Source organism: Shewanella sp. HN-41 (genome assembly GCF_000217915.1).
Lineage (GTDB): Bacteria > Pseudomonadota > Gammaproteobacteria > Enterobacterales > Shewanellaceae > Shewanella.
Window position 1 is genome coordinate 561,246 of the sequence record NZ_AFOZ01000014.1, and the last position, 13,518, is coordinate 574,763.

Here is a 13,518-nt window from a genome sequence, read left to right on the forward strand (position 1 = left end):
TTGTGTGATGACTTCAATAAGAAAAAAGTTAGAACACTTTGTGGGGTTATTTGTTTTCGTCACAGTCATATTGACACTGTCAGCCTGTGACATAACGACTCCGGCTGAGGATTCAAAATCTCAGACCGCAGCTGTCAGAGCAACACCGACCGAGCTTCGTGAGCTTATAAAGGAGGCCTACATTTATGGTTTTCCTATGATGGATAGCTACCGGATTCAATACTCGTATTTTGTCGACCAAAGTAACCCGGAATACAAGGGCGCGTGGAACGAGGTGCACAACATGGCCCGCGTGTTCACGCCACAGGATAAGGCTATTCAGACCCCCAACTCCGATACGCCCTACAGTTTTCTAGGTGCGGACCTGCGCGCCGAGCCGCTGGTGATCAGTGTGCCAGCAATTAAGGATCGCTATTATTCACTGCAATTTATTGACATGTACACCCACAATTTTGCCTACGTAGGCAGTCGAGCGACGGGTACTGAAGCGGGCAGTTACCTGCTCGCTGGCCCCCGTTGGCAGGGGGAGGTACCCGAAGGGGTGAAATCTGTTATCCGTTCTGAGACGGAACTGGCGTTTGTACTTTTCCGTACTCAGTTATTCAACGATGCTGATCTGGTGGCTGTTCAGAAAATCCAAGCGCAATACACGGTCCAGCCTTTGTCACGCTTCTTGGGGACGACACCTCCTCCAATACCGACTGTGCCGTTCGTCAAACCGTTATCGGTTGAGGCGCAAAAAAATTCACCGGAGTTTTTTGACATTCTCAGTTTTCTCTTTCAGTTCACTCCACCTCATCCCAGCGAGACGGCATTGCTGGCTCGCTTTGCTAAGGTTGGCATCGGTGCGGGTAAGTCGTTCGATGCCGCTTCACTTTCACCTGCGGAGCGCCAAGCGGTAACGGACGGAATGGATGACGCATGGAAGGCTTTTACACAGTATAAGGCTGAAGTGATCGATACTGGCAAGAAGAGCAGTGCCGATGGATTCGGGACGCGCAAGTTCCTCGACAATGACTACCTGCTGCGCATGTCATCGGCGGTACTTGGCATCTATGGTAATTCCAAGGAGGAGGCGAACTACCCCGTCTACTTCACCGACTCTGAGGGCGAGCTGTTGGATGGTGCATCCAATCACTACACGCTCTACTTCAAAGCTGGCAAGTTGCCCCCTGTGAACTCGTTCTGGTCGCTGACCATGTACGAACTGCCAGCCAGTCTTTTGACTGAAAATCCGATCAACCGTTATTTGATCAACTCCCCCATGGTGCCAGATCTTATCCGAGACGCTGAGGGTGGTATTACGCTGTATATCCAGAACGAATCGCCCGGCAAGGAAAAGGAAGCCAACTGGTTGCCTGCGCCTAAAGGCCCATTCTTCATTGTCATGCGTGAGTATTGGCCCAAGCCTGAAGCACTCGATGGTAGTTGGAAGACTCCGGACTTAGTGCGTACTGCGATATCCCTACAACCCTAGAACCTTATCCAAATCGAGGTATACAATGAAGAACACGCGAATTGCCTTCAATTTCTATATCGTCGCTCTGCTTGCCGTTGTGACTGGTGGCTCTGGTCAAGTGGTGGCTGCTACGGCCCCCTCCGTCGCTGCGACATCTTCGGTGGTCCCCGACTTGGCGAGTTCGGAACGCTGGGCAAAAAACGTTGAGGGTAAAATCATCGTTACGCCTGATAATTTTATCCGAGCCGAATCTGATATCTATATGGCTGGCCAAGTTAAGGATGGGGCGTTTGGACAGCTTAAACATACCCGTTCTCCCGCGCCTGTGGATAAGCAGCTAATTGTGCGGCTCAACCGCGATACCATCTATTCTTCTGGTGTGTTCGACCTCGATGCTGGTCCTGTTACGATAAACCTGCCTGATCCTGGAGAGCGATTCCTGTCAGTGCTGCTTATCAACCAAGACCACTATAACCCGCAGGTCTTCTATGGAGCAGGCTCTCATACCCTTACAAAAGAATCTGTGGGCACCCGTTATGTAATGGTGGCTGTGCGCATTTTGGCCGACCCCAACGATTCGGAGGACATGAGAAAAGCGAACGCGCTGCAAGACGCCATCAGTGTTACCCAGCTTGGCGGCCCGGGCACTTTCGAGATCCCTGCCTGGGATTCGGTCAGTCAGAAGAAAGTCCGAGACGCGTTGATCGCCCTGTCCAATACTATTCCTGATTTGCGCTATGCAGCTGGGCCGGACAAGGACACTGTGGATCCGGTTCGGCGCATTGCCGCAGCGGCCTCTGGTTGGGGGCTAAACCCTGATAAAGATGCTATCTACCTGAATGTGTTTCCGATGAAGAATGACGGAGTGGTTCCGTACCGGCTGAGGGTAAAAGATGTACCAGTTAATGGATTTTGGTCGGTCACTGCTTACACCGCCGAAGGATATTTTGCGCCTAATGATCTGAATGCCTATTCAATCAATAGCATCACAGGTAGTAAGAGCAAGGACGGTTCCATCACGATACAGTTCGGTGGTTGTTCGGCGGGGATATCGAACTGTTTGCCCGTGACCGATGGCTGGAACTACATGGTTCGTTTGTATCGTCCGCGTGCGGAGATTCTGAATGGCAGTTGGTCGTTTCCCATCGCCGAGCCGATCAAATAGCCACCTGTCGCGTGATCCTGACTTTAGTCAAAAATTCAGGAGCATTTTTAAGGGATTTCTAAGCATGGTATAGATAATGGTATTGAAATGTTCATGTTCCTAACACACTGTGAATATTTTTATTTTCCCATCATTGATACTCAAGTGAATAATCCTCTATTGGATTGACGAAAGGCGCTAAGGGCGCCTTTTTCATTGGTTATAGGTATAATTGCCGTATTTTTACAAATGAGTGACAGCCTAGTGGACCAAATGAAGTTAGATGAACATTGGATGCAAGTGGCGATGCAGATGGCCGAGAAAGCTGAAGCTGAGGGTGAAGTGCCCGTGGGCGCGGTTTTAGTCAAAGATGGTCAGCAGATTGCAACGGGTTATAATTTATCCATTAGCCAGCACGATCCTAGTGCCCATGCGGAGATTTTATGTCTGCGGGAAGCGGGGCGTCTGATCGAAAACTATCGTCTTTTGGATGCTACTTTATATGTCACCCTCGAGCCTTGTGCTATGTGTGCCGGTGCTATGGTGCATAGCAGAATTACCCGAGTAGTATTTGGCGCCCGCGATGAAAAAACCGGTGCTGCGGGTACGGTAGTGAATTTACTGCAACATCCAGCGTTTAATCATCAAGTTGAAGTGACATCAGGTGTGCTAGCTGAGGCCTGTAGCGCTCAATTGAGCCGTTTTTTTAAACGTCGCAGGGAGGAGAAAAAGGCCTTAAAACAGGCTCAAATAGCGCGGCAGGGAGCGGAGTTGTAGACGCTAAGACTGGCGTATTAATCCTGGGTCTGGATAAAGGTAAAGAATAGTTTTTGGCGATTTAACACTCTGCGATGGCGGACCTTGAGTAAAGCCCGGCGACGCGATGCATTATTATGGATGGTTTTTTTTCTCATATTGACCCCATTTTTGATTATTTTTATCTGTTTTACTCAATATTGTTATTGTTTCAAGTGTCGGCCTGAAACCGCTTATAGCTGTGACATTATTGATGCTATGACAGTAACAGTTGCAACAGGGGGCGGCAATCCCCTTCGGCGTACCTGCTTTATAAACCAGCATGTTAATCGCTTTAGCGCACTTTAACGCCCTTTCGCTTAATCTAAGATTAAAATATGCCAAAAGTATACTGAGAAAGTGAGCTTTGCTCGCTAGCGCAAGTTTTTCAGCGTTTATGCTTACTTAGGTTGCTCTGGACTCAATGCTCCTTGAGGTAAGCTGAGGGTCTCTTCTGCGGTGAGGTCGTTAGGTTCTTCCTCTGAATTTTGTGGTCTCGACTGATTATCCACCCAGACTAATGTGTCGTAATAACGACGAATGCTGTCCACATAGTGCACCGCTTCACTGCCTCTGGCGTAGCCGTAGCGGGTCTTTTGGTAGTATTTGCGTTTTTGCAGCAGTGGCAATACCTTCTTCACATCCCGCCAGGCATTGGGGTTTAGCTCCATAGACTCAGCCAGTTTTCGCGCATCTTCGACATGGGCATAGCCAATATTATAGGAGGCGAGGGCAAACCACATACGTTGGCTTTCGGGGATGGATTCGGGTAAACGGTTAATCATATCCCGTAGATAAGCCGCACCACCACGGATGCTTTCTTTGGCATCGAGGCGATTAGTGATGCCAATTTCTTTCGCTGTGGGTTCGGTGAGCATCATCATGCCACGCACTCCCGTGGGGGAACGGGCATTCGGGTTCCAATGGGATTCCTGATAGCTGGTGGCTGCCAGCTTACGCCAGTCTAAATCACCTGCGTGCGCCTCAAAGAGTTGACGGTAGCGGGGGAGTACGGTTTCGATGGCGCGCAGGAAGGCACGGGTATCGACATAATCGAAGCGCTTAACGTGACCAAAGTATTTCTCGTTTAAATGATCGAGTGTGCCAGCGAGTTTTTCTTGATGCCAAAATGCCAGCAATTGACTCATAAGTTCATCGCTGTGGGTGGGGGGTAATAGCCAGACCACATCGAGTTTCTCTTCTAACACTAGGCCCGAGCGCAAATCGGGTAAATAGCGACGGTTGATTTGTACGCTGCTGGAATCGGCTATGGTGTAGTCAATTTCTTTATTGGCGATCATTGCGAGCAATTCTTCATTGTCTTTATCTGTCACTTGGTCCCACACGAGTGATGGGTTGTGTTTCTGCAATTGGGTTAAGGTTTCCACAAATGCCGAGTCAGCAATGACAGTTATTTTACCTTTTAACTCACTGATATTTTGGGGCGTTGGCATACCTTCACGGTAAACCAATACTTGATTGACCCGATATAAGGGTGGACCGAAGCGAAATAGTTCTCGGCGGGCGGGTGTTTCCGTCATGCCAGCGGCAATAATATCAATTTCATTCTTTTTGAGGGCTTCATATAACTCTGCGCGATTAGTAAAGGGCAGCATTTTTAAGGGAACATTGAGGTATTCGGCAAAAAGTACCGCCATATCATAATCGAAACCGCTATTCCCTTGACCCGATGTCATATAAATTTGCGGTCCATAAAGGGTCCCTACACGCAATTCGGTGAGCTTTTTAGGGGCGAATTCTGTTTCGTCCACGGTAACTTGCTGACAGGCTGTCAGTAAGAAACCAAAGATGATAGCAAACAGAAAACGTGTCATTAAATGCATTTTGTTAAATAAAATCAATGTGGTAAATGATGAGTGGTCAGTGAGGTATCAAAGATAAAATGGCTGACGTTGCTGTGATTATATCCGTTTGTCTGGGATAGCGTAAAAAAATCGCACAAGGGGAAAAGAATAGGCCCGACAACACCGCACTTTTTATATCATAGGAAACACTGTTTTGCGTAAGGTCACAGGTGATTTGTGGCGGACATTTCCTTATAATAGCGCCACCTCTGACCCCTGCAATAATAAATAATAAGGTGAATAGACGTGATGGAGATCATCCGCGGAGCCCCTGCACTCTCGACGTTTAGGGTGCAAAAGCTGATGGAGGCCTGCGAAAATGCGGCGCTTCCGGTACGCCAAATCTATGCTGAATATGTCCATTTAGCGGATTTGAGCGAGTTGCTCGACACAAATGAACGCCAGCAACTTGAAAAAATTCTCACCTATGGACCTGCGATAGAAGCTCATATCCCTCAAGGTTCACTCCTGTTTGTCACTCCTCGCCCCGGCACTATTTCCCCTTGGTCTTCAAAAGCTACTGACATCGCCCATAATTGTGGCCTTGGTAAAGTGAAGCGTTTGGAGCGAGGCGTTGCCTATTATGTCGAGTCAGATGCACTGACAGCATCGCAGCAACAAGCCTTAAATGCGCTATTGCACGATCGTATGGTTGAAATCATTCTCGATGATTTTGCCAAAGCCGATGTGCTGTTCAAGCGCACTGAGCCTGCGCCGTTTAAGAGCGTTAACATTCTTGCCGAAGGTCGCCGCGCACTAGAAGTGGCCAACACGGAATTGGGCCTTGCCTTAGCCGAAGATGAAATCGACTATTTAGTCGAAAACTTTGTCCGTTTAGGCCGCAATCCCCATGACATCGAACTGATGATGTTTGCCCAGGCGAACTCTGAGCATTGCCGCCACAAAATTTTTAACGCAGATTGGACCATCGACGGCGAAGTTCAGCCTAAGTCTTTGTTCAAGATGATTAAGAACACCTACCAAGCAACGCCTGATCATGTGTTATCGGCCTATAAAGATAACGCCGCTGTGATGGAAGGTTCAGTTGCCGGACGTTTCTTCCCCGATCCAAACGGGGTGTATAGCTATCACACTGAACCTATGCATGTTCTGATGAAAGTGGAAACCCATAACCATCCAACGGCCATCAGCCCCTATCCTGGCGCTGCAACTGGTTCAGGCGGCGAAATTCGTGATGAAGGTGCGACGGGCCGCGGCTCTAAACCCAAAGCGGGTTTAACGGGTTTTACGGTATCGAATTTAAAAATCCCGGGTTTTGTTCAACCCTGGGAAGGTAACTATGGTAAGCCAGATCGTATCGTTAGCGCGTTAGATATTATGACCGAAGGTCCCTTAGGCGGTGCGGCGTTTAACAACGAGTTTGGTCGCCCAGCACTGGTGGGTTATTTCCGTACCTACGAGCAGGAAGTTAGCAGCCATAACGGTGTTGAAGTCCGTGGTTACCATAAGCCGATTATGTTAGCCGGTGGTTTAGGGAACATTCGCGAAGAACATGTGCAAAAGGGTGAAATCACCGTTGGCGCTAAGCTGATTGTGCTCGGTGGCCCGGCGATGAACATTGGCCTTGGCGGCGGCGCAGCTTCCTCTATGGCATCGGGTCAATCGAGTGAAGATCTCGACTTTGCTTCTGTGCAACGTGAAAACCCAGAAATGGAGCGTCGTTGTCAGGAAGTGATTGACCGTTGCTGGCAGCTTGGCGATAAAAACCCCATCCAATTTATCCACGATGTGGGCGCGGGCGGTTTGTCGAACGCTTTCCCTGAATTGGTGAATGACGGCGAGCGCGGCGGTTTATTCAATCTGCGTAACGTACCATCCGATGAGCCAGGCATGAGCCCGCTGGAAATTTGGTGTAACGAATCACAGGAGCGTTATGTGCTGTCGGTTGCCCCAGAAAACCTCGCCTTATTCACGGCAATCTGTGAGCGTGAGCGCGCACCGTTTGCGGTGGTGGGTGAAGCGACGGCGGAGAAACATTTAACGCTTAGCGACAGCCATTTCGACAATAATCCCATCGATTTACCGCTCGAAGTCTTATTAGGCAAGGCGCCTAAGATGAGCCGTGATGTGGTATCGGCTAAAGCCGTATCGCCAGCGCTCGAACAAAACAAGATTGATGTTAAAGAAGCGGTTAAACGCGTACTGAGCTTGCCTACCGTCGCGGATAAAACCTTCCTTATCACCATTGGCGACCGCACAGTAACGGGTTTAGTTAACCGTGACCAAATGGTGGGGCCATGGCAAGTACCTGTGGCCGACTGTGCTGTCACTGCGGCAAGCTTTGATACCTACGCCGGTGAAGCTATGTCTATGGGCGAGCGCACGCCGCTGGCACTGCTTGATTTTGGTGCCTCTGCCCGTATGGCGGTTGCCGAGTCAATTATGAATATTGCCGGTGCGGATATTGGTTCATTTAAACGCATTAAGCTTTCTGCCAACTGGATGTCTGCCGCGGGTCATCCCGGTGAAGATGCGGGTCTCTATGAAGCGGTGAAAGCCGTGGGTGAAGAACTGTGTCCAGAGCTGAGCCTGACGATTCCGGTCGGTAAAGACTCTATGTCGATGAAGACCGCATGGCAGCAAGATGGCGCGGATAAAACCGTGACCTCACCCATGTCATTGGTCATCACCGCCTTTGGTGTGGTGCAAGATATTCGCAATACAGTGACGCCAGAGCTGCGCACAGATAAAGGCGAAACGTCTTTGCTGTTAGTGGATTTAGGTGTGGGTAAAAATCGTTTAGGCGGTTCTTGTTTAGCCCAAGTGTTTGGTGAGCTGGGTGATATTGCGCCGGATCTTGACGATGCTGCACTGCTGCGCGGTTTCTTTGAAACCATGCAAAATCTGGTGGCTAAGAAGTCCGTTATCGCTTACCACGACCGTAGCGACGGTGGCTTATTCACCACCTTAGTGGAAATGGCGTTTGCGGGTAATACAGGTCTGAATATCGATTTAGAAGATCTACAGGGCACGGATTTAGAGCGACTCTTTAATGAAGAGCTCGGCGCTGTGCTGCAAGTGAGCCGTGACAATGCAGCGAAAATTGCCGCTCAGTTTGCTATCGCGGGCGTACCTTGCCATGTGATCGGAACTCTAGTCGACGATCAACGCATCACCATTAAAGATGGCGCGCGTGAAATCTTCAGTGATACCCGTGTTGCGCTGCGTACAGTGTGGTCAGAAACCACCTATCGTATGCAAGCCATGCGTGATAACCCAGCCTGCGCGCTTGAAGAGTTCAAACTTAAGCAAGACGAAACCGATTTAGGCTTAACCGTTAACTTAAGTTTTGACCCAAGCACTGACGTTGCCGCGCCTTATATCCTAAAAGGCGCAGCGCCTAAGATGGCGATTTTGCGTGAGCAGGGCGTTAACTCCCACGTGGAAATGGCAGCCGCCTTTGACCGCGCTGGATTTGAAAGCCGCGACGTACATATGTCGGACATTTTATCTGGCCGTATCAGCCTAGAGGATTTCCAAGGTCTAGTGGCCTGTGGTGGCTTCTCCTATGGTGACGTATTAGGCGCGGGTGAAGGTTGGGCTAAGTCGATTCTGTTTAATGAACGTGCGCGCGATGAGTTTTCACGTTTCTTTGAACGTGACTCAAGCTTTGCGCTTGGCGTGTGTAACGGCTGTCAAATGCTGTCGAACCTGAAAGAAATCATTCCAGGCAGCGAGCACTGGCCACGTTTTGTGCGTAACCGCTCAGAGCGTTTCGAAGCGCGTTTCAGCTTAGTTGAAGTGCAACAGAGCCCGTCGCTATTCTTCCAAGGTATGGCAGGTTCGCGTATGCCTATCGCCGTTTCCCACGGTGAAGGTTTGGCCGAGTTTGCTAGCCCTGAAGCGTTGGCGATTGCCGAAGCGTCAGGCACTATTGCCCTGCGTTTTGTTAATGGTAAGGGCGATATCGCGACTCAGTATCCACAAAACCCGAATGGCTCGCCCAATGGCTTGACAGGGATTTGTACTACCGATGGCCGTGTAACGTTGATGATGCCACATCCAGAACGTGTGTTCAGAACCGTAGCTAACTCTTGGCATCCGGATGCTTGGGGTGAAGATAGCCCTTGGATGCGCATGTTCCGCAATGCCCGAGTGACCTTAGGCTAAGCGATTCAAAAGTCGCAAGTTAACTCGATAGCGTGACAAAAAAGGAGCGAAATTTTCGCTCCTTTTTTTATATTTAAAATGCACTTTTACAAAAACATTTATATTTCAACGCTTTCACCTATAGTGCAAATATTCTAATGGACATATGTGGGAAAATGTTCATTTAAAACAATAATTACCCCTTAATAGGTAGAAGGTGCAATCGTGTTATTTAAATGCTGTAAATGTGATAGGCATTCTTTGGTTAAACAGAGCTGAGCTATAAAAGAAAAAGCCCCCATCTCTAGGAAATGGAGGCTCGTTTTGCGCTAACAAAACTTCAAGCTAAATCAAAATCTATGCTGCATAAGCGATAAAATCTTACAGCTCACGAGCTGTATAAAGTTCAACGAAAACACGCTTATAGCTGTTAACCAGACGTTCAAATAAGTTTGTCATATCTCTATCTCCACACCAAAGTTAATACCTATGTGCGCGAAGTGGGGCTTGTCTGGGGCGTTTCACCAGAACTGTCAAACCGTCTCCTTAACACAGAACATATATTAGGCAGTTCGACGGATGTTATCAAACGAGAAAAAATACATTTTATCATTATAAAAACTAATCTATTAAAATTTATTTTTATATTTTTATGATTTTAATGTGTGTAAATATATGAATTAATGTAATTTGGTTTGTGTGTGATTATATTTTCTTAATATTTTAATTTAGTAAATTTGTTGTTTAAAAATTGTTTTCTGCTAGTTTTGTTGATTAGGTGTCAATTATTGGCTTAATTGGCTGAAAATGTCGGTTTTTACTGAATTAAACCGCCTCTCTACTCTGTTTTTGAGGCTCTGTCAATCGTGAGTTAATATGAAGTGTGTGCCCCGCCGCAAAACCCATCTAAACCCTTGTGTTTGATTGATTTGAATCAAAGACGGGTGGTATAAAATACTCACAAATGAAAACGAATAAATATCTTAACTATCTGATATTTATATCGATGGGATCATTTGATTGATTGGGTGGTGAGGGGGTTGTCTCAATGCCAAATAATAGTGTGACTCATGTCTCAGTATGTGATGGAAATAGGGACTTTTAGGCCTTGCTGCCTCGATGTAATGCAAAAGATTAAATTTAACGGTTTATACTGTTGTCGCAGATATAAACACAGAATGAAAACTCACTATCCTACAAAGGCACTTGCTGTGATTGACGCGGGTTTTTGTCATAGCAATTGGACGCACCAAGTAAGGAGTCACCGATGATTGTTGAAGAGGTTGTTGAGCTATCGCGGTTGCAGTTTGCGCTGACAGCCATGTATCACTTCCTATTTGTTCCCTTGACCTTGGGGTTGGCATTTTTGCTGGCTATCATGGAATCACTGTATGTGATGACAGATAAACAAATTTATAAAGATATGACTAAGTTCTGGGGTAAGTTATTTGGTATTAACTTTGCCTTGGGGGTTACCACAGGTTTGGCAATGGAATTCCAGTTTGGTACTAACTGGTCTTACTATTCGCATTACGTAGGGGACATCTTTGGTGCGCCTCTGGCTATTGAAGGTTTAATGGCCTTCTTCCTCGAATCTACCTTCGTGGGTATGTTCTTCTTCGGTTGGGATCGTTTCACTAAGCGTCAGCATTTAGCCGTCACTTGGTTAGTGGCCTTTGGCTCTAACATGTCGGCATTGTGGATCCTAGTGGCAAACGGTTGGATGCAAAACCCTGTGGGCAGCGTGTTCAACTACGAAACCATGCGCATGGAAATGACCAGTTTCGCTGAGGTTGTGTTTAACCCTGTTGCGCAGGTGAAGTTTGTTCACACTGTCGCTTCGGGTTATGTAGCGGGTGCCATGTTTGTGCTGGCCATCAGTGCCTATTACATCCTCAAGAAACGTGACTTACCCTTTGCCCGTCGCTCATTTGCGATTGCGGCAAGCTTTGGTATGGCATCGATCCTCTCCGTTATCGTGTTAGGTGACGAATCAGGCTATAAAGTGGGTGAAGCGCAACGTGTTAAGTTAGCGGCAATTGAAGCTGAATGGCACACTGAACCTGCTCCTGCGGCCTTTACTGCGGTTGGTTTCCCAAATCAAGAAACCATGCACACCGATTATGCGATCAAAATTCCCTATGCTATGGGTATAGTGGCGACTCGCTCATTGGACGAAGAAGTCACTGGTATCCGTGATTTGATTGCTGAGCATGAAGTGCGCATCCGTAATGGTATGAAAGCCTATGCCATGTTAGTGAAGCTGCGTGCGGGTGAAGAAACACCTGAACTACGGGCAGACTTTGAGGCGGCAAAAGTCGACCTCGGTTACGGCTTATTACTCAAGCGTTATACCGATAACATAGTCGATGCGACTGAAGAGCAAATTCAAGCCGCGGCTAAGGATTCTATCCCTAATGTGGCGCCAATTTTCTGGAGTTTCCGGATCATGGTGGGATTAGGTTTCTTCATGCTGCTCGTGTTTGCCGCGGCATTCTGGCAAAGCACTCGTCACCAAATTGAAGAGAAAAAATGGGTACTTAAGGCTGCGCTTTACAGTTTGCCATTACCTTGGATAGCGATTGAGTGTGGTTGGTTTGTGGCTGAGTATGGTCGTCAACCTTGGACCATTTCTGAAGTATTGCCGACCTTTATGTCTGCATCGAGTTTAACGACCGGTGACTTATGGTTCAGTATCCTCTCTATCACCCTGTTCTACACTGTGCTGTTGGTGATTGAGATATTCTTGATGCTTAAGTTTGCCCGCCTTGGACCTAGCAGTATAAAGACTGGCCGTTATCACTTCGAGACTAATGCTTCACAAAATTAGAAGCCTAAGCAGAGGATTTCATTATGTTTGATTATGAAATATTGAGAGTTATCTGGTGGGCTCTGATCGGCGTACTGTTCATCGGATTTGCGGTAACTGACGGTTTTGACATGGGGGTCGGTGCGTTATTACCTATTATCGGTAAAGACGATACCGAGCGCCGTATCATGGTCAACACTATTGCGCCCCATTGGGACGGCAACCAAGTGTGGTTAATCACAGCTGGCGGTGCGTTATTTGCTGCTTGGCCTATGGTGTATGCAGTGTCTTTCTCTGGCTTCTATGTGGCCATGATGCTAGTGCTGTTTGCCCTCTACATGCGTCCAGTTGGATTCGATTACCGTTCTAAAATCGAAAATCCAAAGTGGCGTAAGTCATGGGATTGGGCCTTGTTTGCCGGTGGTTTTGTGCCTCCGCTGATTATCGGGGTGGCTTTTGGTAACTTGTTACAAGGCGTACCTTTCGAATTTGACGAGTTCCTACGTGCGACTTATCACGGCGGTCTATTCGGTCTGTTGAATCCTTTCGGCCTACTCGCTGGTTTAGTGAGCGTGAGCATGTTTATGATGCAAGGCGCTTCTTGGCTACAAATGAAGACCGACAGTGAACTGCGAGTGCGTGCTGCGAAAGCGACACAACTCTTCGCACTGTTAGTGGCTGTGTTGTTTGCAGCTGCGGGCGTGTGGTTAGCCAATGGCATCGATGGTTATGTTGTGACATCAGTCCTTGACCATAATGCGGTTTCTAACCCAGCAATGAAAACAGTGGCGATCGAAGCGGGTGCTTGGCTTGCCAACTATGACAAATACCCTGTGACTATGCTGTTCCCTATCTTAGGTGTGGTATTACCTTTGTTAGTGATCGTTGTGAGTCGCTTTAACCGTTCAGGTTTTGCGTTCCTATTCAGCTCACTCACTGTGGCTATGGTGATTTTGACTTGCGGTGCGGCTATGTTCCCATTCGTCATGCCATCGTCACTAAACCCTAACGTCAGTTTGACTATGTGGGATGCAACAGCCAGTAAAATGACCTTAGGTGTTATGACTGCTGCAGCTGCGATTTTCGTCCCCATAGTGTTGAGCTACACTGTCTGGACTTACTTCAAGATGTTTGGTCGTTTAAACCGCAAACATATTGAAGATAACAAAGCCTCACTCTATTAGGCATTAAGGAGCATCTACTATGTGGTATTTCACGTGGATATTAGGGGTTTTGTTGGCCTGTTCTTTCGGGATTATCAATGCCCTGTGGCTTGAAAATACTGAGAACATGGACAGATCGGCAGATGATGCCGAGTAACGTCTAAACTCGATTT

Annotated in this window: 8 protein-coding genes; 7 read left to right on the top strand and 1 reads right to left on the bottom strand. The window is 47.7% G+C overall.

The genetic code is table 11. The features are described 5' to 3' along the window. Positions 1–7 precede the first annotated feature (7 nt). The 3 genes from SOHN41_RS05180 to tadA all read left to right on the top strand — a co-directional run bounded on the left by SOHN41_RS05180 (position 8) and on the right by tadA (position 3,380). The gene (locus SOHN41_RS05180; protein WP_037458087.1) at positions 8–1,477 is read left to right on the top strand and encodes a DUF1254 domain-containing protein; all 1,470 of its coding nucleotides are present in this window, start codon (positions 8–10) and stop codon (positions 1,475–1,477) included. A gap of 25 nt (positions 1,478–1,502) precedes the next feature. Beyond that, positions 1,503–2,624, top strand: a complete 1,122-nt coding sequence (locus SOHN41_RS05185) for a DUF1214 domain-containing protein (protein WP_007646329.1) — start codon at positions 1,503–1,505, stop codon at positions 2,622–2,624. 228 nt (positions 2,625–2,852) lie between these two features. Next, positions 2,853–3,380 (top strand): tRNA adenosine(34) deaminase TadA, encoded by a 528-nt coding sequence (tadA, locus tag SOHN41_RS05190; protein ID WP_037458179.1) that lies wholly within the window; start codon positions 2,853–2,855, stop codon positions 3,378–3,380. 419 nt (positions 3,381–3,799) lie between these two features. Here tadA and mltF read toward each other — a convergent pair whose 3' ends face one another. Next, positions 3,800–5,233 carry a membrane-bound lytic murein transglycosylase MltF gene (mltF, locus tag SOHN41_RS05195; protein WP_037458181.1) on the bottom strand — a complete coding sequence of 478 codons (1,434 nt, stop codon included), beginning with the start codon at positions 5,231–5,233 and terminating at the stop codon, positions 3,800–3,802. Positions 5,234–5,512: 279 nt separating this feature from the next. Here mltF and purL point away from each other — a divergent pair, with 279 nt between their 5' ends. From purL to cydX, 4 genes are all read left to right on the top strand, one after another. Then, a complete protein-coding gene (purL, locus tag SOHN41_RS05200) occupies positions 5,513–9,394 on the top strand; it encodes a phosphoribosylformylglycinamidine synthase (RefSeq protein ID WP_007646332.1) in 3,882 nt (1,293 codons plus the stop codon). 1,246 nt (positions 9,395–10,640) lie between these two features. Further along, positions 10,641–12,203 carry a cytochrome ubiquinol oxidase subunit I gene (locus SOHN41_RS05205; RefSeq protein ID WP_007646333.1) on the top strand — a complete coding sequence of 521 codons (1,563 nt, stop codon included), beginning with the start codon at positions 10,641–10,643 and terminating at the stop codon, positions 12,201–12,203. A gap of 23 nt (positions 12,204–12,226) precedes the next feature. Next, positions 12,227–13,366: a cytochrome d ubiquinol oxidase subunit II gene (gene cydB, locus SOHN41_RS05210; RefSeq protein WP_007646334.1), complete on the top strand. Its 1,140-nt coding sequence runs from the start codon at positions 12,227–12,229 to the stop codon at positions 13,364–13,366. Positions 13,367–13,385: 19 nt separating this feature from the next. Beyond that, a complete protein-coding gene (cydX, locus tag SOHN41_RS05215) occupies positions 13,386–13,502 on the top strand; it encodes a cytochrome bd-I oxidase subunit CydX (RefSeq protein ID WP_006082469.1) in 117 nt (38 codons plus the stop codon). The last annotated feature ends 16 nt before the right edge of the window (positions 13,503–13,518 follow it).

What these genes read in the sequence shown, in the direction of transcription:
- SOHN41_RS05185 (WP_007646329.1), top strand. Translation starts at nt 1,503, where the DNA reads ATGAAGAACACGCGAATTGCCTTCAATTTCTATATCGTCGCTCTGCTT.
- tadA (WP_037458179.1), top strand. Translation starts at nt 2,853, where the DNA reads ATGAGTGACAGCCTAGTGGACCAAATGAAGTTAGATGAACATTGGATG.
- SOHN41_RS05180 (WP_037458087.1), top strand. Translation starts at nt 8, where the DNA reads ATGACTTCAATAAGAAAAAAGTTAGAACACTTTGTGGGGTTATTTGTT.
- cydB (WP_007646334.1), top strand. Translation starts at nt 12,227, where the DNA reads ATGTTTGATTATGAAATATTGAGAGTTATCTGGTGGGCTCTGATCGGC.
- mltF (WP_037458181.1), bottom strand. Translation starts at nt 5,233, where the DNA reads ATGACACGTTTTCTGTTTGCTATCATCTTTGGTTTCTTACTGACAGCC.
- purL (WP_007646332.1), top strand. Translation starts at nt 5,513, where the DNA reads ATGGAGATCATCCGCGGAGCCCCTGCACTCTCGACGTTTAGGGTGCAA.
- SOHN41_RS05205 (WP_007646333.1), top strand. Translation starts at nt 10,641, where the DNA reads ATGATTGTTGAAGAGGTTGTTGAGCTATCGCGGTTGCAGTTTGCGCTG.
- cydX (WP_006082469.1), top strand. Translation starts at nt 13,386, where the DNA reads ATGTGGTATTTCACGTGGATATTAGGGGTTTTGTTGGCCTGTTCTTTC.